We start from the raw sequence: 24,573 nt of genomic DNA on the forward strand, positions 1-24,573 counted from the left end.
GTCAGCCCAGAGCAGCCTGGAGGAGGGCCTCCTCCTGGAGCTTGTGCACCTTGAGCGAGCCCACGGACGGCGCTGACGACCACTCGCGCGAGACTCGCTGCAGCTCCAGCCGGTAGCCGGGAATCTGCTCGGCGATGGCCGCGGGCAGGTTCGCCGAGATGAACGGCCAGCCGCCCTGGTTCTCGGGCTCGTCCTGCACGAAGCGGATGTCGGTGACGTGCCCGTAGCGCTGCAGCACCCGGGCCAGCTCCTCGGCGGGCAGCGGGTAGAGCCGCTCCAGGGCGACGATGGCGATGGAGCCGTCGTGTCCGTTCTTCTCCCGCTGCGCCACCAGGTCCCAGCGGACCTTGCCGGAGCACAGGAGGAGACGCGTGACTGTCGACGGGTCGGTGATCGTCGGATCGTCGAGGACCGGCTGCCACGAACCCGAGGTGAACTCCTCGGGCCGCGACGTCGCGAGCTTGTTGCGCAGCATTGACTTCGGCGTCGCGATCACCACCGGACGGTGGAAGTTCACGTAGGCGTGCTGGCGCAGCAGGTGGAAGTGGCTCGCGGGCGTCGACGGCTGGCACACAGCCAGCGCGTTCTCCGCACACAGCTGCAGCCAGCGCTCGATGCGGGCCGAGCTGTGGTCGGGCCCCTGCCCCTCGTAGCCGTGGGGGAGCAGCAGGACTACACCGGACTTCTGGGTCCACTTGGCGTTGCCGGAGGAGACGAACTCGTCGGAGATCGTCTGCGCGCCGTTGACGAAGTCGCCGAACTGCGCCTCCCACAGGACCAGCGCGTCGGGACGCGCCACGGAGTAGCCGTACTCGAAGCCGAGGGCCGCGTACTCGCTCAGCAGGGAGTCGAACACGTCGAACGTGCCCTGGTCGTCGGTCAGGTGCTTCAGCGGCACCCACGACTCGTTCGTGACCCGGTCGACGATGGCCGCGAACCGCTGCGAGAACGTGCCGCGGCGCGAGTCCTGGCCGGCAAGACGGACCGGACGGCCCTCCATGAGCAGCGAACCGATCGCGATCATCTCCGCGGTCGCCCAGTCGATCGGCCCCTCGAGGATGGCCTGCGCCCTGCGTTCGAGCTGCGGCATGACCTTGTGGTGCACAGAGAAGCCCTCGGGGAACTGCGTGTGCACCTTGGCGATGGTCTGCAGCATCCCGGGCGTGATCTCCGTGAGCCGCGCCTCGGGCTTGGTCGGGTAGTACGGCACCCTGCGGTAGTCGTCGTCGGCCTGCGTCGCGTCGCGGGCCTCCTTGAACACGCCCTCGAGCCGGTTACGGAACCGGTTCATGACGTCCTCGGCGTCGGCGAGCGAGATGTCGCCACGGCCGATCAGCGACTCGGTGTAGAGGCGCCGCGTGGAGCGCTTCTGCTCGATGAGGTCGTACATGTTGGGCTGGGTGAAGCTGGGGTCGTCGCCCTCGTTGTGGCCGCGCCGGCGGTAGCAGACGAGGTCGATGACCACGTCGCGGTGGAACCGCTGACGGTAGTCGAAGGCGATCCTGGCGGCGCGGATGCAGGAGTCCGGGTCGTCCCCGTTGACGTGCAGCACGGGCGCCGAGATCGCCTTGGCGACGTCGGTGCAGTAGGTCGAGCTGCGCGACTCGGTCGGGGCGGTGGTGAAGCCGACCTGGTTGTTGACGACGACGTGGATGGTGCCGCCGGTCTTGTAGCCGCGGAGCTGGCTCATCTGCAGCGTCTCGTACACCACGCCCTGGCCGGAGAACGACGCGTCACCGTGCAGCGTGAGCGCCAGCACAGGGTAGTCGTCGCCGGGCAGCGTGTCCTGCTTGGCGCGGGTGATGCCCTGCAGGACCGGGTTGACGGCCTCCAGGTGCGACGGGTTCGCGGCGACGGATGCCTTGATGGTGGCGCCGTTGGCGGCCACGAACGTGCCCTCCGCGCCGAGGTGGTACTTCACGTCACCGGTGCCGTCGACGTCGATGGCGCCGTCGAACTCCTTGAAGATCTGCGCGTACTTCTTGCCGACGATGTTGGCCAGCACATTGAGCCTGCCGCGGTGCGGCATGCCGATGCAGACCTCGTCGAGCGAGTCGTTCGCGGCCGCCTGGGCGATTTCGTCGAGCAGGACGATGAGCGACTCGCCGCCCTCGAGTGAGAACCGCTTCTGGCCGACGAACTTCGTCTGCAGGAACGTCTCGAAGATCTCCGCCTCGTTCAGCTTGTCGAGGGCGTGCATGTGCTCCTCGTGCGACAGCGGCTGGTGTGGGACCTCCATCCTCTGCTGGAACCACTCGCGCTGCCGGGGGTCGGCGATGTGCATGTACTCAACGGCAACGGTGCGGCAGTACGAGTCCTGCAGGATGCCGACGATCTCGCGCAGCGTCAGGTAGACGCGTTCCTTCGCGCCGAAGGTACCGACGGCGAACTCGCGGTCCAGGTCCCAGATGCTGAGGCCATGGGTCTCGAGGCGGAGATCCTCGGAGGCGCGCTGGCGGTACTCCAAGGGATCGGTGTCGGCGACGAGGTGGCCGAAGGTGCGGTACGCGTTGACCAACTCAAGGACGCGCGCTGTCTTCGACACCTGGCTGTCGCGGTGGGCCGAGACGTCGGATGACCAGCGCAGCGGCTCGTAGGGGATGCGCAGTGCCTCGAAGATCCGGTCGTAGAAGCCGTCCTCACCGAGCAGGAGGCCGTGGAGCTTCTTCAGGAACTCGCCGGAGGTGGCACCCTGGATGACGCGGTGGTCATAGGTGCTGGTCAGCGTGGTGACCTTGCTGACTGCGAGATCCATGAGGCGCGAGGGGCTCATGCCCTGGAACTCGGCCGGGTAGTCGATGGCGCCGACGCCGAGGATCAGGCCCTGGCCGGTCATCAGCCGCGGCACGGAGTGGTTGGTGCCGATGCCACCCGGGTTCGTGATGGTCGCGGTGGTGCCAGCGAAGTCGCTGACCTCGAGCGCTCCCTCGCGACTGCGACGCACGACCTCCTCGTACGCGGACCAGAACTGCGAGAAGTTCAGCGACTCGCAGCCCTTGATGTTGGGCACGAGCAACTGCCGGGTGGTGCCCTTCCTGATGTCGATGGCGACCCCGAGGTTGATGGACGGGTTCTCCACCAGGTTGGGCTTGCCGTCGACGACGTCGTAGGCGTTGTTCATGTCGGGCAGCGCCTTGAGCGCCTGGACCATGGCGTAGGCGATCAGGTGCGTGAAGGAGACCTTGCCGCCCTTGGAGGTGCGCAGGAAGTTGTTGATGACGGTGCGCTGGTCGATGACCAGCTTCATCGGAACGGCGCGCACAGAGGTGGCCGTCGGCACCGTCAGCGAGGCGTCCATGTTCTTGGCGGTGCGCATCGGGGCTCCGCGTAGGACGCTGTACTTCGGCTCGGCCGCGGTGGGGGCGGGACGCAGCGACGGGTTCGGGGCGTTCGCGGAGAGGCCGGCGCCGGTGCCGGGGTTCTTCGGGGCGCCGGTGCCCTTGCGGACCGGCTCGACCTGGGGCCGGTTCTCGTGGCGGGCCGCCGACTCGGCGGCGGGAGCCTGCGGGGCCGGGGCCTGGGGGGCCGGGGCCTGGGGGGCCGGGGCGGGGGCGGCCGGTGGTGCTGGCGGCGTCGGTGCCGGCGGCGTCGGTGCCGGTGGTGCCGGTCTGGCTGCGGGGGTGGCCGGGGTGCCGGCCTCGGCGGCGAAATACTCCTGCCAGCTCGAGTCAACGGACTGGGGATCGGCCTCGTAGGCTTCCCGCATTTCGTCGATGAGCCAGGCGTTGGCCCCGAATGCGTCGTTGGAGTCAGGTGCAGACATATGTGCTTGTGGCGAAGGCCACATTCCCCTTCGTTCGTGCGGTACCGCAGGCGCCTGCGGCTGCTCTGAAGGCAGCTTACCCAAAATCCTCGGCCACTCGTCCCGCGTTGCGTGCGCTGACCCGCACGGCCAGGACGGTGGCGTACCCGGTCAGGATCACCAGTCCCACATTGCGCAGGACGAGCACGGCCGTCTCGGGCCCGGAGCCGAGCGGCATCGCCAGGATCCCGTAGGTGCCCCACGGGTACGTCACCTGGGTCAGCGCACCGAGGGACACCAGGGCGGCGGCGAGTACGTGCACGTGGCGGAGCAGTGCGCCCGAGCGGACGTGCACCAGCAGAACGGCGACGGGGCCGCCGAGCCACACCATGTACTGAGGCGACAGGGTCTTGTTCGACACGATGAGCGCGAGCACCACGCACAGCACCGCCAGCAGGATGCCGGTCACCAGCCGCGGGTCGTCGCGGTCGACGTTGCGCAGCAGCCGCCACGTCAGCCACAGAGCCAGCAGCACCGTGCCGGCCGTCAGCGCCGTCGAGACCAGCAGCATGGCCGACACCCCGGGGGATCCGGCGACAACCTCCACCGCGTTGTAGGGGGACAACGCGAGCGGCCACGACTCGTCGTCGGTGAACGTGCGCAGGAACATCAACGGGGTCGCCGGCACGGATTCGATCTGCAGACCTCGGTCCGACTGCCAGGTGACGGGGGAGGCGGAACGCTCCCAGCCGCTCGTGACCAGCGACGCCGCCGCGAGCGACAGGCCCACGACGACGAAGCCGCCGAGCCTGCGCCGTCCAGGCCCCGCCCGCAGGGGGTCGGGGGCGAGCATGGGCGCGATCAGCAGCGCGGGCCACAGCTTCACCGCCGCCCCGAGACCGATGAGGCCGCCCGCCACGCCGGGGCGGGACAGCAGGAACAGGCAGGCCCAGGCGACGAGCGCGGCCGGGATAAGGTCGAAGCGGTACCAGATGATCGGCCCCTGCGCGGCGGTGAACAGGATCCAGAACAGGGTGCCGGCGGCTCTGCCGCGCCGGTACAGCGAAGCCGCCACCGCGGCGTCGAGCAGCAGGAAGAAGAGGACGAAGACCGCGGTCCAGGTCTCCCAACCGCCGCCCAGCCGGTAGAGGCCCATGAGGATCCAGACCGCAGGCACCGGGTACTCGACCATCAGCCCGGTCTCGCCCCGAGCATCCGTTCGAGGTAGTGCGCGTAGTACCCGACGTCGTTGGCGACGAAGGAGACCGCCTCGAGGCGCATGGACGCCGCCACGACGATGCGGGTGACGAGGAAGGTGAAGACGAGGGCCGCGATCGTCTCGAACTCTGCGGTCGGAGAAGGGACCCGCTGATCAGGGTGGGGTGGCTGTGACATGCACGGCCTCCTCACCACGACCAGCCTGCTGACTGGCGCCCCCGCGAGGATTCGAACCTCGGCTCCCGCCTCCGGAGGGCGGTGCTCTATCCCCTGAGCTACGGGGGCCTGGCCACCGAAGCGGCCTGAGAAAGGTTAGCACCATCCGGGGAGCCTTGTCGCACCGGCAACGGCCGCGGAACACCCGCTACGGTGAAGGAGTGCGCACGGTGATCCCCCTCCTTCTTGCGGCGTTCCTTCTCGTCGGGTGCGTCGGGCGGCCCGACCCGGCCCCGGCGGAGTCGCGGACGAGCCAACCGCCCTGGGACGCGCCCCGCGACGCCATCAGCTACATCGAGGCGGCCGGCGTGGCGCAGTTGAGCCTGGGGGACGACGCCGACCCCTGGATCCTCGACATCGACGTCATCGTGGCCGGACAGCCGGTGGAGGTGCCCGCCTACATCGGCATCGACCGGCTGCGCGCGGTCCAGGCCCCGGTCCACACGCACGAGCCCGGCGGCGAGGTCTGGCTGGAGGGCGAGGGCAACGACACCTCGACCCTCGGCGAGTTCTTCACCCTGTGGGGGGTCCGGTTCGACGCCGACTGCCTCGGCGCCGTCTGCGGTGGCGTGACGGTGACGGCGGACGGTCACCCCGTGGACGACCCCGTCGGGCTCCGGCTGCGGGGTGTCGAACGCGTCGAGGTGAGCGCGGGGTAGCCGCCGCTGGACAGCGCCGCGGACGGATGGCGCCGCGGCGCGCCGCTCTGGCAGGCTTTGTGCCATGACGCACATGCACATCGCGGGGTCCATCCACGCGGACGCGACCCACGCGGGGCCGACCTGGCTGGCGCTGCCCGAGGACCTCAACGTCCTCGACGTGAAGCTCTGGCCCCGGGGGACGGTCCGCGACGGGCAGGGACGCATCGTCGTCGGCGGCGCGACCCTGACGGACGTGGCCGCGGAGCATGGCACGCCGGTGTACCTGATCGACGAGGACGACTTCCGCTCCCGCGCCAGGGAGTTCCGCTCCGCCTTCCCCGGCTGGCAGATCTTCTACGCAGGCAAGGCGCTGCTGACGAGGCGCGTCGCCCGCTGGGCGGCCGAGGAGGGGCTCAACCTCGACGTCACCACCATGGGGGAGATGCGCATCGCCCTGGCAGGCGGCATGCCCGCGGCCCGGCTCGGGCTCCACGGCAACAACAAGTCCGACGCCGAGATCGCCTTCGCGCTCGAGCAGGGCGTGGGGCGCATCATCGTCGACTCCTTCAACGAGATCGACCGGCTGGAGCGGCACTGCGAGGCGGGCGGACACACGGCCAGGGTGCTGGTGCGCGTCACCACCGGCGTGGAGGCCCACACGCACGAGTACATCGCCACCGCCCACGAGGACCAGAAGTTCGGCCTGTCCATCATGGGCGGCGCCGCGCTGACGGCGCTGGTGCGGTGCCACGCGTCGAAGTACCTCGACCTGCGCGGCATCCACAGCCACATCGGGTCGCAGATCTTCGAGACGCACGGCTTCGAGGTGTCCATCCGGCGCGCCATGAAGCTCGCCCACCAGTTCAAGATGGCCACGGGCGTCGAACTGCCCGAACTCGACCTCGGCGGCGGCTTCGGCATCGCCTACACCGGGGCGGACAACCCGCCGCCGGTCTCCGAGGTGGCCGCCGCGTTCGAGGAGATGGTCGAGCACGAGTGCCGCGCGTTCGGTCTGCAGCGACCGGAGCTCAGCATCGAGCCCGGCCGTGCCATCTGCGGGCCCGCCGGGGTGGCGATCTACGAGGTCGGCACCGTCAAGGTCGTCGAGCTGGAGGGCGGCCGGTCACGGGTCTACCTCAGCGTCGACGGCGGCATGAGCGACAACATCCGGCCCGCCCTCTACGCGGCCGAGTACTCGGCCGCGCTGGCCAACCGCACGTCCGATGCGCCCCCGACGCTGTGCCGCGTCGTCGGGAAGCACTGCGAGGGCGGCGACATCCTCATCCGGGACGTCTTCCTGCCGTCGGACGTGAGCCTCGGCGACCTCATCGCGGTGCCCGGTTCGGGCGCGTACAGCCGCAGCATGGCCAATAACTACAATCAGATTCCGAAGCCACCGGTGGTCAGCGTCAAGGACGGCGTCAGTTCAGTGATGCTGCGCCGGGAGACGCTTGACGATCTCATGAGATTGGATGTGGGTAAGTGAGTAAGCCACTCAAGGTTGCGCTGCTGGGGGCCGGAGTCGTCGGCTCCCAGGTGGCCCGCATCATCCTGGAACAGGGAGACACGCTCGAGTCGCGCATCGGCCGCCGGCTCGAGCTGGTCGGGGTCGGCGTCAAGCGCCTCGACACGGAGCGGCCCGGCATCGACCCCGCGCTGCTGACCACCGACCTGGAGGCGCTCGTCTCGCGGGGCGATCTCGACGTCGTCATCGAACTCATCGGTGGGGTCGAGCCTGCCGGGGCACTCGTGCTGAAGGCCATCGAACACGGCGCCTCGGTCGTGTCCGCCAACAAGGCGCTGCTCGCCGACGAACTCGGCGTGCTGTCGCGCGCGGCGCAGGAGAAGGGCGTCGACCTCTACTACGAGGCCGCCGTCGCGGGGGCCATCCCCATCATCCGTCCCTGCGGGAGTCCCTGGTCGGCGACGACATCATCAAGGTGATGGGCATCGTCAACGGCACCACCAACTTCATCCTCGACAAGATGGTCACCAACGGCGTCGGGTTCGACGAGGCGCTCGCGGAGGCGCAGGCGCTCGGTTTCGCGGAGGCCGACCCGACGGCCGACGTCGAGGGCCACGACGCGGCCGCGAAGGCCGCGATCCTCGCCGGGCTCGCCTTCCACACGGAGGTCCGCCGCGAGGAGGTCTACTGCGAGGGCATCACCGGCGTCACCGCCGACGACATCGCGGCCGCGAAGCGACTCGGCTGCACCGTCAAGCTGCTGGCCACGGCGAGCCTCACCGACGACGACTCGATCATCGTCAAGGTGCACCCGGCCATGGTCGCCGACAAGCACCCGCTCGCCTCCGTTTCCGGCGCCTACAACGCCATCTTCGTCAACTCGCGCGAGGCCGGCGAGCTGATGTTCCTCGGGCAGGGAGCAGGGGGATCTCCGACGGCGAGCGCCGTCATGGGCGACGTCGTGACCGTCGCGCGCAACCGGCACCGCGGCACCGCGGGCTATGTCGGCAGCCCCTACACCCGACGTCCCGTCGCGCCGATCGCTGAGGCCACGGCTCAGTTCCATGTCACGTTCGACGTGGTCGACCGCCCCGGCATCCTCGCCCGGTCGGCGGCCATCTTCGGCACCCACGACGTGTCGCTGCGGGTCGTGCAGCAGACGACGCAGCCGGGCACCGGCACCGCGCGCCTCGAGGTGATGACGCACGCGACGACGGAGGCGAGCATGGCCGCGATCGTCGCCGAGCTGGAGGGCTCCGAGTTCGTCGGGGCTCCGGTGCGGCTGATGCGCGTCGAGGGCTTCTGACGTGGGGCGCCGGCTCCGCGTCCGGGTTCCCGCCACCACCGCCAATCTCGGCTCCGGTTTCGACTGCGTGGGGATGGCCTTCGACTGGTACGACGAGCTCGAGCTCGAGCTCGGCGCCGACGGCCTCGAGGTGGAGGTCACGGGGGAGGGTGCGGCCGACGTGCCCCGGGACGAGCGGCACCTGGTGGTCGATTCGATCCTGCGCGGTCTCGCCGCCCTGGGGACACCCCGGCAGGGGATGCGGCTGGTGGCGCACAACACCATCCCGCACTCGCGCGGTCTCGGCTCGTCGGCGGCCGCCATCGTCGCGGGCCTCGCGTTGGCCTGGGGCGTCGCACGGCCCGGCGAACCGCTCGACCCCGCGTGGCTGACGCGCATCGGCAACGACGTCGAGGGGCACCCCGACAACGTCGGGGCGGCCGCGTGGGGCGGCGCCATCCTGGCCTGGGCACGGGACTCGAGGGTCTCGCTCGTGCAGCTTCCCGTCCCGGAGGACTTCGCGGCGATCGCCTATGTGCCCGGCACCGAGTGCCGCACCGACGACGCCCGTGCCGTGCTGCCGGCAGCCGTGACGCGCGAGGACGCGGTGTCGCAGGCGATCGCGGCCGCAGTGCTCCCGCTGGCACTGACGCAGCGGCCGGACCTGCTCTTCGACGCCACCTTCGACCGGCTGCACCAGCAGTACCGGGCACCGCTGATGCCGGAGTCGTACGACCTGATGCTGCGGCTGCGCGCGGCGGGCGTGCCGGCCGCGATCTCGGGTGCGGGGCCGACGGTCATCGCGGTCGGCCCGCCTGCGCAGTTGGCCCCGGCCGACGCCGTGGACGCCGCCGGATTCCTGGTCCGCAGGCTCTCACCGGGAGCCGGTGCCCAGCTCGCCGACTGACGCAGTTGGCCCTGCGCGTGTCACCTTGCTAGGCTGGTGGATGGTCGACCCCCGATCGCGCCGTCGTGCGACGTGATCCGAGATTTCAGCTCGTAGTTGGGGACTCCACTTTTTCTGCCGATACAACCGCGCTACGTGTTATCGCGTGATCGGCCCATGGAAGGAGATTCGTTGAGCGAATCCGCAGACCTGAGCGCTATGAAGCTGGTCGAACTCAAGTCCGTCGCCTCCGGCCTCGGCATCAAGGGAACCTCGGCGATGCGCAAGGGTGATCTCGTCGCTGCCATCCAGGCGAAGGGCAACGGTGCCCCTGCCGGCGCAGCCGCCGGGGGACAGTCCGGCCGCGCCCGCCGCGACGGGGCAGGTCAGCAGGACAAGGCGCAGCAGCCCGCGGCTGAGAAGTCGCGCCCCGAGCAGGCCGTCCGTCAGGAACGGGCCCCGCGCGAGGAGCAGCAGCCCCGCGAGCGCACACAGCAGCGGCAGGACGCCGCGTCGGCCCAGGCCGAGCTCCCCAAGGGGGACGATTCCGCGAGCCAGGCGGGGGGCTCCTCCTCGGGAGACGCCGCCCACTCCGGCGGGTCCGAGGGTGGCCGCCGTCGGCGCAGCCGCAACCGCGACCGTGACCGTGGCGCCCAGCGGGAGACCTACGAGGAGGTGGGTGAACTCCTCGACGCGCTCGGCAGCGGCGCGACGACCAGCACCCCCACGGGCGGCACCAGCGGCGGAGGCGGCAGCAGCGCCGCCTCGACCCCGGCGCCGCAGCGGAGCCAGCAGTTCGACGCGCCGAGCTACGACGACGAGCCCGGCGGTTCGCGCCGCAGCAGGCGCCGCCGCAACCGCGACCGCAGCTCCGGTCCGTCGAACTCCGGCAACCGTCGCCCCGGCCGCGGCGGCCAGGGCATGGACCGCATGGAGGCGGAGCCGACGGTCAACGAGGACGACGTGCTGGCGGCCATCTCCGGCATCGTCGACATCCTGGACAACTACGCGTTCGTCCGCACCACCGGCTACCTGCCCGGCCCGACGGACGCCTACCTTCCGCTATCGACGGTGCGGCGCTACGGCCTGCGCCGCGGCGACGTCATCACCGGCGCGATCCGGGCCCCGCGGGAGGGGGAGCGGAAGGACAAGTACAGCCCCGTCGTCCGGCTCGACTCGATCAACGGCGACGACCCGGAGAAGGCGAAGGGGCGCGCCGAGTTCGCGAAGCTGACGCCGCTGTACCCGCAGGAACGGCTGCGCCTCGAGACCGTGCAGATGAACCTGACCGGCCGCATCATCGACCTGGTCTCGCCCATCGGCAAGGGTCAGCGTGGGCTCATCGTCTCGCCCCCCAAGGCCGGCAAGACCATGATCATGCAGGCCATCGCCAACGCCATCGCCGCGAACAACCCCGAGGTACACCTGATGGTGGTCCTCGTGGACGAGCGCCCCGAGGAGGTCACCGACTTCCAGCGGACCGTCTCCGGCGAGGTCATCGCCTCCACGTTCGACCGGCCCGCCGAGGACCACACGATGGTCTCGGAACTGGCGATCGAGCGGGCCAAGCGGCTGGTGGAGCTGGGCCACGACGTCGTCGTGCTGCTCGACGGCATCACCCGCCTCGGCCGCGCCTACAACCTGGCGGCGCCGGCCTCGGGCCGCATCCTGTCGGGTGGTGTCGACTCGGCGGCGCTCTACCCGCCGAAGAAGTTCTTCGGCGCGGCCCGCAACATCGAGAACGGCGGCTCGCTGACCATCCTGGCCACGGCGCTGATCGAGACGGGCTCCAAGATGGACGAGGTCATCTTCGAGGAGTTCAAGGGCACGGGCAACATGGAGCTGCGGCTCCGCCGGGAGCTGGCGGACAAGCGCATCTTCCCCGCCATCGACGTGGACGCCTCCGGCACCCGCCGCGAGGAGCTGCTGCTGGGCCGCGACGAGCTGAACATCATCTGGAAGCTGCGGCGGGCCCTGTCCGGCCTCGACGACCAGGCGGCGCTCGAGACCCTGAAGACCCGCATGGCGAAGACGGCGGACAACCACGACTTCCTGCTGAGCGTGGTCAAGACCACCCCAGCGATGGACGGCTGAGCCACCACCGGGGAAATCCTGCGCGTCGGTTTGGCGAATCCGGGCCGGCGCGGCAGAATTGACCATCGCGCCGGTTCACGCGACCTTCCGGCCCCGAGTGGGCCAGCGACCCGGCCAACCTGATGAAGGAGATCCAGCATGAAGCAGGGAATTCACCCTGATTACGTGGACACCCAGGTGACCTGCACCTGCGGCAACACGTTCACCACCCGCAGCACCAGCACGAAGGGCTCCCTGAGCGCCGACGTGTGCGCGGAGTGCCACCCGTTCTACACCGGCAAGCAGAAGATTCTCGACACCGGCGGCCGCGTGGCCCGCTTCGAGAAGCGCTACGCCAAGAAGTAGCTCACCAGACGAACGCCTGGGGCCCCGTGCCCCCAGGCGTTCGTTTCTTTTTGCCCGGTCTCCCACCGAAGGACGCCATGTTCGAGAACGCCCAGCCGCTCATCGACGAATACCACGAACTCGAGCGGCAGCTCGCGGATCCCGACCTGCACTCCGACATGGGCCGCTCCCGCCGCGTCGGGCGACGCTACGCCGCGCTGCGGCCGATCGTCGAGGCGATCGAGGAGTTCCGCAGGCTGACCGACGACCGGGGGGCGGCGGCTGAACTGGCGGCCGACGATCCCGGTTTCGCCGAGGAGGTCGACGAGCTCGACGCCGCGCTCGTGGTCGCCACGGAGCGCCTGACCCGCCTGCTCGCGCCGCGCGACCCCAACGACGACGCGGACGCGCTCGTCGAGATCAAGTCGGGCGAGGGCGGCGACGAGTCGGCCCTGTTCGCCGGCGACCTGCTGCGCATGTACAGCCGCTACGCGGAACAGGTGGGGTGGAAGGTCGAGGTCCTCGACTCGCAGGAGACCGACCTGGGCGGCTACAAGTCCGTGACGGCGGCCGTCAAGGCGGGCTCCGCGGGAGAGTTCCGCCCCTACGGGCGGCTCAAGTTCGAGGGTGGCGTCCACCGCGTGCAGCGCGTTCCCGTCACCGAATCCCAGGGCCGGATCCACACGTCGGCGGCAGGGGTGCTCGTGATGCCCGACGTGGAGGCCGACGAGGTCGAGATCAACGACGACGAGCTGCGCATCGACGTCTACCGCTCCTCCGGGCCGGGAGGACAGGGCGTCAACACGACCGACTCGGCGGTGCGGATCACCCACCTGCCGACCGGCGTCGTCGTGAGCTGCCAGAACGAGCGCTCGCAGCTGCAGAACCGGGAGTCGGCCATGCGCATGCTGCGGGCCCGCCTCACGCAACTGGCCGAGGCGGAGGCCGCGGCGGCGGCCTCCGACGCCCGCAAGTCCCAGGTGCGCACGGTCGACCGCTCGGAGCGGATCCGCACCTACAACTTCCCCGAGAACCGGATCACCGACCACCGCATCGGCTACAAGGCGCACAACCTCGACGCCGTCCTCCAGGGCGCGCTGACGCCGCTGCTCGACGCGCTCGCTGAGCAGGACCTGGCGGAGCGCCTCGCGGGGGTCGGCGGTGAGTGAGCTCGCCTACGAGGCGGCCGGGCGGCTCGCCCGGTCCGGCTCCGCGAGCCCCGGCCCCGACGCCCGCCTGCTGGTGGCCCACGTGCTCGGGCTCCGGCCTGGGGAGCTGATGCTGGTCGACGAGGTCAGCGACGAGGCCCGCGCCGCCGTCGACGCCCTCGTCGAACGGCGGGCAGCGGGGGAGCCGCTGCAGCACCTGACGGGCGAGGCCTACTTCCGCCGCGAGACGCTGGCCGTCGGCCCGGGCGTGTTCATCCCGCGGCCCGAGACGGAGGTCATGGTCGGCTGGGCCCTCGACCGGCTCGCGGCCCGTCCCGACGGTGAGCGTCGGGTCGTCGAACTGTGCGCCGGCTCCGGCGCCATCACGGCGGCGCTCACTGGAGAGCTGGGCGGCCTGGACGCGCACGCCGTCGAGATCTCGCCCGAGGCCTTCGGCTACCTGGAACGCAACCTGGCCGGCCGCGGGGTCGGCCTCGTGCTGGGCGACATGGGGGACGCGTTCGGGGAGTTGGACGGCACGGTCGACCTCGTGATCGCCAACCCGCCGTACGTGCCTGCGGGGCACCGGAACCTGCTGCCAAGCGACGTCGTCGACCACGACCCGGGCATCGCCCTGTTCTCGGGCGCCGACGGCCTCGACGCGCTGCGCGTCGTCGCCGCCGTGGCCGCCCGGCTGCTGCGGCCCGGGGGACTGGTGACGGCCGAGCACGACGAGAGCCACGCCCCCGCGGTCCGGGCCCTGTTCGCGGAGGCGGGCTTCCTGGACGTCGTCACCCACGACGACCTCGCCCGTCGCCCCCGTTTCGTCACCGCCCGACTGCCCTAGGATTGCCCCGTGACCGAACCTGCCCTCGTCATCGCCCTCGACACCGACGCAGAGACCGGCCTCGCTGAGGCCGCCTCCGCCGTCCGGCGCGGTGCGTGCATCGTCCTTCCCACCGACACCGTGTACGGGATCGGGGCCAACGCGTTCGACCCGGCGGCGGTGCAGGGGCTGCTCGACGCGAAGGAGCGCGGCCGCGACATGCCGCCGCCCGTTCTCGTGGCCGAGCCGTCGATGCTGAGGGCCGTCGCCGACGACGTTCCCCAGGCGGCGGCCGACCTGGCGAAGGCCTTCTGGCCTGGACCGCTCACCCTGATCCTCACGGCGCAGCCGAAGGGCGGCATGGATCTGGGTGAGACCCACGGCACCATCGCGGTGCGGGTGCCCGATCACGACGGCGCCCGGGGCCTGCTGCGCCGCACCGGCCCGCTGGCTGTGAGCTCGGCCAACGTCTCCGGTGCGCCAGCGGCGCTGACCTGCGCCGAGGCCGTCGAGCAGTTGGGCGACCGCGTCGCGGTCTACCTCGACGGCGGTCGGGTCACCGGGGGAGTGGCCTCCACCATCGTCGACTTCGTCGCCGACCCGAAGGGACGCATCGTCCGCGAGGGGGCGCTGTCGCTCGAGGAGCTGCAGGCCGTCGTGGCGGGGATCCTTCCGAAGGACGATCCCGAGCCGGAGCCCGAGCCGGAGCCCGAGTCGGAGCCCGTGGCCGAGGCCGACGCCGAGCCTGCGCCGGAGCCCGAGTCGGAGCCCGTGGCCGAGCCCGAGCCCGAGGCGTAGTGCGCGAATACCTGCTGGTCCTGCTCATCGCGGCCGGCACCACCTACCTGCTGGCGGGGCTGTGCCGCCGCATCGCGGTGCGGATGGGGGCGCTGGCGAAGGTCCGCACCCGTGACGTCCACACCGAGCCCATCCCGTACTTCGGCGGGGTCGCCATGTTCGGAGGGCTCGCCGTCGCGCTGCTGGTGGCCACCAACATGCCCTTCCTCGGCCGCTTCGCCACCGTCGCCCACGACGCCTCTGCCGTGGTCTGGGCCAGCCTCATCATCTGCGCCATCGGCGTGCTCGACGACATGTACGACATGCCGGCAATCGTCAAGCTCGGCGGCCAGGTCCTGGCGGCCGGGGTGGCGGTGCTCGGAGGGGTGCGCTTCTTCTGGATCCCGCTGCCCAACGGTGGCCTGTTCTCCCCGGACGACATCACCGCCATCGCCGTCACCGTCATCGTGATCGTGGTGTGCGTCAACGCCGTGAACTTCGTCGACGGTCTCGACGGCCTCGCCGCAGGCGTCGTCGCGATCGGGTCGGGCGCCTTCTTCAGCTACACCTACGTTCTGGCCTACGACCAGCAGCTGGTCCGAGCGACGACCGCGAGCCTCATCACCGTCGCGACCTGCGGCATCGCCATCGGCTTCCTCTTCCACAACTTCCATCCGGCGAAGATGTTCATGGGCGACTCCGGCTCCATGCTGCTCGGGCTCCTGATGGCGCTGAGCACCGTGTCCTTCACCGGCCAACTCGACCACGCGGCCCTCAGCGAGGGCACCGACGCCGTGCCGGTGCTACTGCCGATCCTGTTGCCGGTCGCCGCGCTGGCCCTGCCCCTGCTCGATCTGCTCCTGGCCTGGCTGCGGCGCACCTGGAACGGGCAGAGCCCGTTCACGGCGGACAAGCAGCACCTGCACCACCGACTCCTCGCCCGCGGCCACTCCCACTGGCGGGCCGTCCTGCTCATGTACGCTTGGACGGCCGTGCTGTCGGTCGGGGTGGTGGCCATCTCGCTGCAGCACCGCTCTGCGGCCGTCTGGGTGGTGGCGGTGGCCGTGGTCCTCGTCGGGGTCCTCACACTGTGGCCCGTGCGCATGGCTCCCTCGCGCATCGGCGGCGCCGAGGCCGACGTCGTCGACAGGGGGCTCGACGGTGACGGCTGAGCCGACGCGCAGGCGCGTCTCGGCCGCCGCGCAGCGGGCCAGGCAGATGATGATCGGCGGGCTGGCGCTCGGCCACGGCGTCGGGATCGCGGTGATCGGACTGGCGCTGGCGATCGGAGGGGCGGACGCCGCCCTGACCGCCGCACTCGGGTTCGCGGCCGTCGTGATCTTCTACAGCATCGGGCAGTCGCTGGAGGTCGTCGCGTGCGAGCTGCCCGACATGCAGGGCATGGGGCTGGTGCTGGTGAGCTACGCGGTGCGTGTCGTGGGGATCGCCGCCGGCCTCTGGGCGATTCTGAGCCTGCCCGCCATGGAGGGCAGGGTCCAGGACGGCTGGCTGCTGCTCAGCGTCGCCGGCACCGTCATCGGCTGGGTGACAGGGGTGGTCCTGGTCGCCTCCAGGCAGCGGGTCCCCGTCTACGACACCGAGTATCAGCCCCCGCCATCTCACGACTGAGACCCTGTGGTATCCCCGAGATGAAACGCGGTGGCTTTTCCGCTAGGCTCAACCCGACATGGGCACCACACCTACGCCACCCGAACAAGGTCGTTCCGGCCCCACGGGTCACGAGGACGGCATGGCCGTACTTGCCTACATCCTCGCCGGTCTCATCTTCTACGGTGGGCTGGGGTGGGTCGGTGACCATTTCCTCAACACCTCATGGCTGTTGCCTGCCGGGCTCATCGCCGGGCTGGTCACCAGCTTGTATCTGATCATCAAGCGATACGGGAGCGGTACGTGACACTGGGACTACTTCCGATGGAGTCCGGCGGCGGCTACACCCCACCGGGCGTCGACGATTTCAAGTGGGACCCCTGGTTCCCCGACCTGGCGTGGCTGAGCTGGCTGAACAAGCCCTCCGCGCAGGCGATCATCGCCGCCGCTCTCATCATCGTCCTGTGGCTGGTCGCCTCGCGGAACCTGAAGATCCAGCCCAGCAAGGGCCAGTTCTTCGCCGAATACGTCTACGAGTTCGTCCGTAACGGCATCGCCCGCGACATCCTGCACTCCGACTTCCGGAAGTTCCTGCCGTACCTGCTCGGCCTCTTCTCGTTCCTGCTGATCAACAACTGGTTCGGCGAGTTCTTCCTCTTCATGTACCCCACGTTCTCCAACGTGGGCTACGCGTACGGGCTGGCCCTGCTCTCCTGGCTGGTCTACGTCGGGGCGGGCTTCAAGAAGTGGGGCTTCGGCGGCTTCCTCAAGCGGTCGCTGATCCCCGAGGGCGTGCCCGGCTACCTGCTGCCGATCGTCATCCCGCTGGAGTTCCTGGCCACGTTCATCACGCGCCCCATCACGCTGGCGCTGCGTCTGTTCGCCAACCTGTTCGCCGGACACCTCGTCGTCCTGGTCTTCGTGGTGGGAGGCGGCTTCCTGCTGACCTACGCGAACAACGCCTTCTACAACGTGGCCGGCGGCGTGTCGCTGCTGTTCAGCCTCATCATCCTCCTGCTCGAGCTGTTCATCGGCGCGCTGCAGGCGTACATCTTCACGGTTCTCACCGCCCAGTACGTGTCCTCGTCCATCGCCGAGGCTCACTAACCAACCCGACTTCTCGGCCGCCCTGGGTCGAGCAAGCCATCCGAAAGGAAAACGCATGTCCCTCCTCGAAATCGACGGCTCCCTCAACATGATCGGCTACGCGATCGCCACGATCGCGCCGGCCCTCGGTGTGGCCTGGATCTTCGCGTCGGTCATCAACGGCACCGCCCGTCAGCCTGAGGCTCGTGGCGCCATGATGAGCACCGCCTTCATCGGCTTCGCCGTGGTCGAGGCCCTCGCCATCATCGCCATCGCCCTCGCCTTCGTTCTCTGAGCCGCGTCATGGTCCCCACTACCGGGGCGCTCCAGGAGCTCGATCTCGGGCCTCTGCTGCCCCACCACCCGTCGGAGTTGTTCGTCGGCATCGCGTTGATGCTGATCATCTTCGCCATCATGTGGAAGGTTGTCGTTCCCGCCTTCGAGAAGATGTACGCGGAGCGTTCGGACAAGATCGAAGGCGGCATGCAGCGTGCGGCCGCCGCCGAGGCGAAGGCCGAGGCGGCACTGGCGGACTACAACGATCAGCTCACCGCTGCCCGTGAGGAGGCCGCCCGCATCCGCGAGGAGGCCAGGAACCAGTCCGCCACCATGGTCAACGAGGCGAAGGCCAAGGCCGACAAGGAAGCCGCGCGCATCCTGGAGAACGGCCGCGTCCAGCTCCAGGCGGAGCGTGCCCAGCTGATCCTCGAGCTGCGCGGAGAGGTGGGCGGCATGGCCACCCAGCTCGCGGGCCGCATCGTGGGCGAGTCCCTGACCGACGACGAGCGCGCCCTGCGCACCGTCGATCGTTTCCTGGCTGAGCTCGAGACGGCGGGCCAGTCCCGATGAGCACCCGCGACGCCGCAACCGCTGCGCTCGACGCCACCGTGGACGGCATCGGCACCGATGTCTCGACGGCCGCCGAACTGTTCGCCGTCGTGGATCTGCTCGACGGCCAGCCGATGCTGCGTCGATCCCTGTCCGACCCGTCGGCCACCGAGGAGGGACGCGCGGCGCTCGCCGCACGCCTCTTCGAGGGCAAGGTCTCGGTCTCCGCGCTCGCGGTGATCTCGGCCGTGGTCGGGGCGGCCTGGAGCAGCGGCACCCAGTTGGTCCTCGGCCTCGAACGCCAGGCCGTCCGGCTGTCCCTGCAGGCTGCCCGTCGTTCCGGCGAACTCGAGACGGTCTCGTCGGAGCTGTACCAGCTCGCCGAGACCGTGGACGGCTCCGCCGAGCTGGCGGCCGCCCTGCGCAACCAGGCACTTCCCGCCACTGCACGCCGTGAGCTGATCGACGGCCTCGTCGCCGGCCGGGTGCACGCCGTCACCGCCGCTCTGGCGGCACGGGCGGTCAACGACCGGGTCCGCTCCTACGGGGCGGCGATCGGCGGCTACCTGGAGACCGCGGCCGGGCTCTCCGGCCAGAGGATCGCCCGCGTCACCGTGGCCCGTCCCCTGGACGAGGCCCGCATCGCGCGGCTGAAGACGGCCCTGACCGCACAGGTCGGCGGCCCAGTGAACCTGCAGATCTCGGTCGATCCGGCCGTGCTCGGCGGGATCAGCGTGGCCATCGACGACGACGTGTACGAATCAACCGTTGCTGCCCGGCTCGAAGACGCCCGCCGGCAACTCATCAACTTGTGAGAATCAGAAAGTAGGACGCAATGGCTGAACTCACCATCAGTCCAGACGAGATCCGTAGCGCGCTCGACGAGTTCGTCTCGAAGTACGAGCCCAAGGGCGCGGAGCGGACCGAGGTCGGCACCGTCGTCACCTCGGGCGACGGCATCGCGCGGGTCGCGGGCCTGCCCTCGGCCATGGCCAACGAGCTGCTGCGCTTCGAGAACGGCACGCTGGGCATCGCCCTCAACCTGGACGAGCGTGAGATCGGCGTCGTCGTCCTCGGCGACTCCGCCGGCATCGACGAGGGCTCGATCGTGCACGGCACGGGCGACGTCCTGTCCGTCCCCGTCGGCGACGGCTACCTCGGCCGCGTCGTGGACGCCATGGGCAACCCCATCGACGGCCTCGGTGAGATCGCCAGCGAAGGCCGCCGCGCCCTCGAGCTGCAGGCCGCCGGCGTCATGGACCGCCAGGAGGTCCGCGAGCCGCTGCAGACCGGCCTGAAGGCCATCGACGCGATGATCCCGATCGGCCGCGGCCAGCGCCAGCTGATCATCGGCGACCGCAAGACGGGCAAGACCGCCATCGCGATCGACACGATCATCAACCAGAAGGCCAACTGGGAGTCGGGCGACCCCAAGAAGCAGGTCCTCTGCATCTACGTCGCCATCGGCCAGAAGGGTTCGACCATCGCCGAGGTCCGCGGGACCCTCGAGGCGGCGGGCGCACTCGACTACACCACGATCGTGCACGCCCCGGCGTCCGATCCGGCCGGCTTCAAGTACATCGCCCCCTACGCAGGCTCGGCCATCGGTCAGCACTGGATGTACCAGGGCAAGCACGTCCTCATCGTCTTCGACGACCTGACCAAGCAGGCCGAGGCCTACCGTGCGATGTCGCTGCTGCTGCGCAGGCCCCCGGGCCGCGAGGCGTACCCCGGCGACGTGTTCTACCTCCACTCCCGTCTGCTGGAGCGTTGCGCCAAGCTGTCCGACGAGCTCGGCGGCGGCTCGATGACCGGCCTGCCGATCATCGAGACGAAGGCCAACGATGTGTCGGCCTACATCCCGACCAACGTGATCTCGATCACCGACGGCCAGATCTTCCTCCAGTCCGACCTGTTCAACGCCAACCAGCGTCCCGCTGTCGACGTCGGCGTCTCGGTGTCCCGCGTCGGCGGTGCCGCCCAGGTCAAGGCCATGAAGCAGGTCTCCGGTTCGCTCAAGCTGAGCCTCGCCCAGTACCGCGACATGCAGGCGTTCGCCATGTTCGCCTCCGACCTCGACGCGGCCACCCGTCGCCAGCTCGACCGGGGCGCCCGCCTCACCGAGCTCCTGCGTCAGGGCCAGTACGCGCCGTACGCGATCGAGGACCAGGTCATCAGCGTCTGGGCGGGCGTCGAGGGCCTCTTCGACGACGTCCCCGTCGCGGACGTGCTCCGCTTCGAGCAGGAGGTCCTCGACTACCTGCGCCACAACACCACGGTGCTCGGCGACGTCGCCGGTGACTTCCAGTTCGGCGACGACCGCAAGGAGGCCGCCGCGAAGGCGATCGCCGACTTCAAGCAGATCTTCCGCACGTCGGAGGGGCAGCTGCTGGTGGGTCGCGAGGAGCATGTCGCTCTGCAGGACGAGGAGATCGGCCAGGAGACCATCGTCCGCCAGAAGCGGGGTTAATCCATGGCAAGCAGTCTGCGCGAGCTCCGTCAGCGGAAGCAGTCCGTCTCCACGACGAAGAAGATCACGCGCGCCATGGAACTCATCGCGGCGTCGCGCATCGTCAAGGCGCAGCAGGTGGCCAGGGCGGCGGTGCCGTACACGCTGACGCTGACCAGGGCCGTCTCGGCGCTGGCGTCCGTGCACGACATCGAGCACCCGCTGCTGGTCGACGTGGAGAACCCGAAGCGTTCGGCGATCCTGCTGATCACCTCGGACCGGGGGCTGGCCGGCGCGTACTCGAGCAACGTCATCAAGGCGGGCGAGGCGCTGCGGCAGAAGCTCATGGACGAGGGCCAGGAGGTCGTGCAGTACGTCACCGGCCAGAAGGGCGTCGCCTACCTGGACTTCCGCCACCGGGAGGTCGAGCAGAAGTGGACCGGTTTCTCGGATCGGCCGCAGTACTCCGACGCCAGGGCCATCGCTGACGTCCTGCTGGAGAAGTTCCTGCTGGACACCGAACAGGGCGGCGTCGACCAGCTGCACATCGTCAACACGGCCTTCGTGTCGATGCTGACGCAGACGGCGAACGCCAGGCGCCTGCTGCCGCTGGTGGTCACGGACGCCGCCGCCCCGGTCGACCCGCAGCCCGACGAGGTCATCCCGTACTACGACTTCGAGCCCAACGCGAAGGAAGTCCTCGACAGGTTGCTGCCGCTGTTCGTGGCGAACCGGATCCACACGGCGCTGCTGCAGTCGGCCGCCTCGGAGCTGGCCAGCCGTCAGCGGGCCATGAAGTCGGCCACCGACAACGCCCAGACGCTGATCGAACAGCTGACGCGCGAGGCCAACCAGGCCCGTCAGGCGGAGATCACCCAGGAAATCACAGAAATCGTCGGTGGCGCCTCGGCGCTGTCCGAATCAGCCGGAAACGAGTGAGGTAAACAATGACTGCCACTGTGAGCGACACGCAGGCGGCCACCACGGGTGGCGTCGGCCGCGTGGCCCGTGTCATCGGCCCTGTCGTGGACGTCGAGTTCGCGGCTGACCAGATTCCCGAGATCGGCAACGCCCTCCTGGTCGACACCGAGGTCATGGGCGAGAAGCGCACCATGACCATGGAGGTCGCCCTCCACGTCGGCGACAGCCTCGTCCGTGCCATCGCACTGAAGCCGACCGATGGGATGCGCCGCGGCGCTGAGGTCCGCGACACCGGTGCCCCGATCTCGGTTCCCGTGGGCAACGTCACGAAGGGCCACGTCTGGAACGTGACCGGCGACGTGCTCAACGTCGACCCCTCGACGATCGAGATCACCGAGCGTTGGCCGATCCACCGCCCGGCGCCGAAGTTCGACGCGCTCGAGCCCCGCACCGAGATGCTGGAGACCGGCATCAAGGTCCTCGACCTGCTGACCCCGTACGTGAAGGGTGGCAAGATCGGCCTCTTCGGCGGCGCCGGCGTCGGCAAGACGGTCCTCATCCAGGAGATGATCTTCCGCATCGCCCACAACTTCGGCGGCACCTCGGTGTTCGCCGGCGTGGGGGAGCGCACCCGTGAGGGCAACGACCTCATCAACGAGATGGAGGAGGCGGGCGTCCTCAAGGACACCGCCCTCGTCTTCGGCCAGATGGACGAGCCTCCGGGCACGCGACTGCGCGTCGCGCTCTCGGCCCTGACGATGGCGGAGTACTTCCGCGATGTCGAGAACCAGGACGTGCTCCTCTTCATCGACAACATCTTCCGGTTCACGCAGGCCGGCTCCGAGGTGTCGACGCTGCTCGGGCGCATGCCGTCCGCGGTGGGCTACCAGCCGAACCTCGCCGACGAGATGGGTCAGCTCCAGGAGCGGATCACGTCGACGAAGGGTCACGCCATCACGTCGATGCAGGCCATCTACGTGCCGGCCGATGACTACACCGACCCGGCACCGGCGACCACGTTCGCCCACCTCGACGCGACCACGGAACTGTCGCGTGAGATCGCCTCGCGTGGCCTGTACCCGGCCGTGGATCCGCTGACGTCGTCCAGCCGTATCCTCGACCCGCAGTACATCGGTCAGGCGCACTACGACACCGCCGTTCGCGTCAAGCAGATCCTGCAGCGCAACAAGGAACTCCAGGACATCATCGCGATCCTGGGTATCGATGAGCTGTCCGAGGAGGACAAGATCATCGTGAACCGGGCCCGCCGGATCCAGCAGTTCCTGTCGCAGAACACCTACACGGCCGAGAAGTTCACCAACGTTCCCGGTTCGACGGTGCCGCTGGCCGACACCATCGAGGGCTTCCAGATGATCACCCGCGGCGACGTGGACCACATCGCGGAGCAGGCGTTCTTCAACGTCGGTGGCATGGAAGACGTCATGCAGGCCTGGGCGAAGATCCAGAAGGAAAACTGAGCATGGATCGTCCCCCGCTTCAGGTCGAGGTCGTCTCGGCGACCAGGGTCGTCTGGTCGGGTGAGGCCGTCAACGTCATCGCCAGGACCGTCAACGGCGACATCGGCATCCTCCCGGGCCACGAGCCGCTGCTGGCGCTGCTCGTTCCGTCCGTGGTCGACATCGTCACCGCGGACGGGCGCTCCGAGGCCATCGTGGTCGACGGCGGGTTCATCTCGGTCGACCATGGCCGTGTCTCGCTGCTGAGTCAGCACGCGCAGCTGGGGCACGAGGTGGGCCTGGAACAGGCCCGCAAGGACGCCGCAGAACTGGAGGTACTCGCCCTCAACGGCAACGCCTCCGACGACCAGCTACACCATCTGCGGCTGCTGCAGGCGCAGATCAAGGCCGGCGAGAAGGCCACCGGCGAGCAATAACATCCGACTCACTCAGGGCGGTCCCCAGCGGGGGCTGCCCTGAGTGCATGAGGGCCAACATTCGGGAAGGAGGAGCGCGTGCCCTGGGGGATTCTTCTGATCACGCTCGGCGTGATCGTCCTGCTACTCGCGCCCTTCGCCCTGCTCTACCTCCGCCGCCGCTGGCTCACCGGCCAGGGCGGCCTCTTCGACTGCGCCTGGCAACTCCATGAGGATGCCCCGGGCGGCGGCTGGGTCCTGGGCGTCGCGCGCTACCGGGGTGAGACCCTGGAGTGGTTCCGCGCCTTCTCCATGAGCCTGCGCCCTGCCGTGGTCCTGCACCGGTTCTCGACGGCGTACGTGCATCAGCGCATCCCGCAGGGCGTGGAGGCCATCGCACTGTTCGACGACTCGCCGATCGTGACGGTGCGCGACCGGGTGACCGGGAAGACATCGGCGCTGTCGCTGGCCCGCGAGGAGGTCCTGGCGCTGCTCAGCTGGCTGGAGTCCGCCCCGCCCGGCAGTTACCTCAGGGCGTCGAGCCCCGAGTCCCCGCCGGGCGCCTGAGCGTCAGGGGCGGGCCCGGTCGGTTCCAGGAACCCAGAGGATCTCGCCCTCGGTGCCGTTCGCCACGCGGCTCGCGATGAACAGGAAGTCCGAGAGCCGGTTCAGGTACGTGATCGCCAGCGGGTTGATGCCACCCTCGTCGGCGGTCCCGAACTCCGCGTGGCAGATCCACGCCGCCCGCTCCGCCCGCCGCGTGATCGTGCGCGCCACGTGCAGCTGGGCCCCGGCGGGGGTGCCGCCCGGCAGGATGAAGCTCTTGAGGATCGGGAGGGTCTCCTGCAGCTCGTCGCAGTAGGCCTCCAGCCGGTCGATCGAGGGCTGCTCGATCCGCAGCGGGGGCCACTTGGGGCTGGGGTGCCGCGGCGTGGACAGGTCGGCGCCCACGTCGAACAGCTCGTTCTGGATCAGCCCCAGCATCTCGGTCAGGCGTGCGGGCAGCGTGCCCATGGCCAGGGCGACGCCGATGGCGGCGTTGGCCTCGTCGATGCTGCCGTAGGCCTCGACCCGCGGGTCGTTCTTCGAGACCTCCGAGTTGTCGGAGAGCCGGGTGGTGCCGGCGTCGCCGGTGCGCGTATAGATCTTGGAGAGAATGACCATGGTGCCAATCTATGCCAGAGTT

The 24,573-nt window shown here is 69.6% G+C and carries 24 protein-coding genes, 1 tRNA gene and 1 pseudogene; 21 read left to right on the forward strand and 5 right to left on the reverse strand.

Going from position 1 to position 24,573, the window contains the following annotated elements:
* Position 1: 1 nt before the first annotated feature.
* From H9L22_RS04510 to H9L22_RS04525, 4 genes are all read right to left on the reverse strand, one after another.
* Positions 2–3,763, reverse strand: coding sequence for a multifunctional oxoglutarate decarboxylase/oxoglutarate dehydrogenase thiamine pyrophosphate-binding subunit/dihydrolipoyllysine-residue succinyltransferase subunit (locus tag H9L22_RS04510; protein ID WP_226966121.1), 3,762 nt, complete (start codon positions 3,761–3,763; stop codon positions 2–4).
* Between the two features lie 76 nt (positions 3,764–3,839).
* Complete coding sequence (locus H9L22_RS04515) at positions 3,840–4,934, reverse strand: glycosyltransferase family 87 protein (protein ID WP_187721761.1); 1,095 nt, start codon at positions 4,932–4,934, stop codon at positions 3,840–3,842.
* On the reverse strand, positions 4,934–5,137 hold the full coding sequence (locus tag H9L22_RS04520) for a hypothetical protein (protein ID WP_187721762.1): 204 nt from the start codon (positions 5,135–5,137) through the stop codon (positions 4,934–4,936). Before H9L22_RS04520 ends, H9L22_RS04515 begins: the two co-directional genes overlap by 1 nt.
* 33 nt (positions 5,138–5,170) lie before the next feature.
* Positions 5,171–5,245: transfer RNA gene (locus H9L22_RS04525), tRNA-Arg, on the reverse strand.
* A gap of 101 nt (positions 5,246–5,346) precedes the next feature.
* Between H9L22_RS04525 and H9L22_RS04530 the strand changes: the two genes are divergently transcribed.
* The 21 genes and pseudogenes from H9L22_RS04530 to H9L22_RS04630 all read left to right on the forward strand — a co-directional run bounded on the left by H9L22_RS04530 (position 5,347) and on the right by H9L22_RS04630 (position 23,954).
* Entirely contained in the window at positions 5,347–5,835 is a 489-nt protein-coding gene (locus H9L22_RS04530) for a hypothetical protein (protein WP_187721763.1), read from the forward strand.
* Positions 5,836–5,899: 64 nt separating this feature from the next.
* Positions 5,900–7,303, forward strand: a complete 1,404-nt coding sequence (gene lysA / locus H9L22_RS04535; RefSeq protein WP_187721764.1) for a diaminopimelate decarboxylase — start codon at positions 5,900–5,902, stop codon at positions 7,301–7,303.
* Positions 7,300–8,588 (forward strand): annotated as a pseudogene (locus tag H9L22_RS04540) (homoserine dehydrogenase). The gene lysA and the pseudogene H9L22_RS04540 overlap by 4 nt, the downstream one beginning before the upstream one ends.
* A 1-nt stretch (position 8,589) precedes the next feature.
* Positions 8,590–9,474 (forward strand): homoserine kinase, encoded by an 885-nt coding sequence (gene thrB, locus H9L22_RS04545; protein WP_187721765.1) that lies wholly within the window; start codon positions 8,590–8,592, stop codon positions 9,472–9,474.
* Positions 9,475–9,645: 171 nt separating this feature from the next.
* Positions 9,646–11,547 (forward strand): transcription termination factor Rho, encoded by a 1,902-nt coding sequence (gene rho / locus H9L22_RS04550; RefSeq protein WP_226966122.1) that lies wholly within the window; start codon positions 9,646–9,648, stop codon positions 11,545–11,547.
* Positions 11,548–11,685: 138 nt separating this feature from the next.
* Positions 11,686–11,892, forward strand: a complete 207-nt coding sequence (gene rpmE, locus H9L22_RS04555) for a 50S ribosomal protein L31 (protein ID WP_187721767.1) — start codon at positions 11,686–11,688, stop codon at positions 11,890–11,892.
* Between the two features lie 77 nt (positions 11,893–11,969).
* A complete protein-coding gene (gene prfA, locus H9L22_RS04560) occupies positions 11,970–13,040 on the forward strand; it encodes a peptide chain release factor 1 (RefSeq protein ID WP_187721768.1) in 1,071 nt (356 codons plus the stop codon).
* Positions 13,033–13,866: a peptide chain release factor N(5)-glutamine methyltransferase gene (gene prmC, locus H9L22_RS04565; protein WP_187721769.1), complete on the forward strand. Its 834-nt coding sequence runs from the start codon at positions 13,033–13,035 to the stop codon at positions 13,864–13,866. Before prfA ends, prmC begins: the two co-directional genes overlap by 8 nt.
* 9 nt (positions 13,867–13,875) lie before the next feature.
* Positions 13,876–14,643 carry an L-threonylcarbamoyladenylate synthase gene (locus H9L22_RS04570; protein ID WP_187721770.1) on the forward strand — a complete coding sequence of 256 codons (768 nt, stop codon included), beginning with the start codon at positions 13,876–13,878 and terminating at the stop codon, positions 14,641–14,643.
* Positions 14,643–15,794, forward strand: coding sequence for a glycosyltransferase family 4 protein (locus tag H9L22_RS04575; protein ID WP_187721771.1), 1,152 nt, complete (start codon positions 14,643–14,645; stop codon positions 15,792–15,794). Before H9L22_RS04570 ends, H9L22_RS04575 begins: the two co-directional genes overlap by 1 nt.
* Positions 15,784–16,251 (forward strand): hypothetical protein, encoded by a 468-nt coding sequence (locus tag H9L22_RS04580; protein ID WP_187721772.1) that lies wholly within the window; start codon positions 15,784–15,786, stop codon positions 16,249–16,251. Before H9L22_RS04575 ends, H9L22_RS04580 begins: the two co-directional genes overlap by 11 nt.
* 58 nt (positions 16,252–16,309) lie before the next feature.
* A complete protein-coding gene (locus H9L22_RS04585; protein WP_187722788.1) occupies positions 16,310–16,537 on the forward strand; it encodes a hypothetical protein in 228 nt (75 codons plus the stop codon).
* Between the two features lie 17 nt (positions 16,538–16,554).
* Entirely contained in the window at positions 16,555–17,337 is a 783-nt protein-coding gene (gene atpB, locus H9L22_RS04590; RefSeq protein ID WP_226966265.1) for a F0F1 ATP synthase subunit A, read from the forward strand.
* 55 nt (positions 17,338–17,392) lie between these two features.
* Positions 17,393–17,611 carry an ATP synthase F0 subunit C gene (atpE, locus tag H9L22_RS04595; RefSeq protein ID WP_187721774.1) on the forward strand — a complete coding sequence of 73 codons (219 nt, stop codon included), beginning with the start codon at positions 17,393–17,395 and terminating at the stop codon, positions 17,609–17,611.
* Positions 17,612–17,619: 8 nt separating this feature from the next.
* A complete protein-coding gene (locus tag H9L22_RS04600; RefSeq protein ID WP_187721775.1) occupies positions 17,620–18,165 on the forward strand; it encodes a F0F1 ATP synthase subunit B in 546 nt (181 codons plus the stop codon).
* Positions 18,162–18,959 (forward strand): F0F1 ATP synthase subunit delta, encoded by a 798-nt coding sequence (locus H9L22_RS04605; RefSeq protein ID WP_187721776.1) that lies wholly within the window; start codon positions 18,162–18,164, stop codon positions 18,957–18,959. Before H9L22_RS04600 ends, H9L22_RS04605 begins: the two co-directional genes overlap by 4 nt.
* A gap of 20 nt (positions 18,960–18,979) precedes the next feature.
* Positions 18,980–20,614: a F0F1 ATP synthase subunit alpha gene (atpA, locus tag H9L22_RS04610; RefSeq protein WP_187721777.1), complete on the forward strand. Its 1,635-nt coding sequence runs from the start codon at positions 18,980–18,982 to the stop codon at positions 20,612–20,614.
* A 3-nt stretch (positions 20,615–20,617) separates the two neighbouring features.
* Positions 20,618–21,532 carry a F0F1 ATP synthase subunit gamma gene (locus H9L22_RS04615; protein WP_187721778.1) on the forward strand — a complete coding sequence of 305 codons (915 nt, stop codon included), beginning with the start codon at positions 20,618–20,620 and terminating at the stop codon, positions 21,530–21,532.
* Positions 21,533–21,540: 8 nt separating this feature from the next.
* Positions 21,541–22,992 (forward strand): F0F1 ATP synthase subunit beta, encoded by a 1,452-nt coding sequence (atpD, locus tag H9L22_RS04620; RefSeq protein ID WP_187721779.1) that lies wholly within the window; start codon positions 21,541–21,543, stop codon positions 22,990–22,992.
* Positions 22,993–22,994: 2 nt separating this feature from the next.
* Positions 22,995–23,408 (forward strand): F0F1 ATP synthase subunit epsilon, encoded by a 414-nt coding sequence (locus H9L22_RS04625; RefSeq protein ID WP_187721780.1) that lies wholly within the window; start codon positions 22,995–22,997, stop codon positions 23,406–23,408.
* Positions 23,409–23,486: 78 nt separating this feature from the next.
* Complete coding sequence (locus H9L22_RS04630; RefSeq protein ID WP_187721781.1) at positions 23,487–23,954, forward strand: DUF2550 domain-containing protein; 468 nt, start codon at positions 23,487–23,489, stop codon at positions 23,952–23,954.
* A gap of 3 nt (positions 23,955–23,957) precedes the next feature.
* On the opposite strand, the gene H9L22_RS04635 is transcribed toward H9L22_RS04630, so the two are convergent.
* On the reverse strand, positions 23,958–24,551 hold the full coding sequence (locus tag H9L22_RS04635; protein WP_187721782.1) for a cob(I)yrinic acid a,c-diamide adenosyltransferase: 594 nt from the start codon (positions 24,549–24,551) through the stop codon (positions 23,958–23,960).
* Between the last annotated feature and the right edge of the window lie 22 nt (positions 24,552–24,573).

Origin of the sequence: Tessaracoccus defluvii, assembly GCF_014489575.1 — a bacterium.
In the GTDB taxonomy this organism is placed as follows: domain Bacteria; phylum Actinomycetota; class Actinomycetes; order Propionibacteriales; family Propionibacteriaceae; genus Arachnia; species Arachnia defluvii.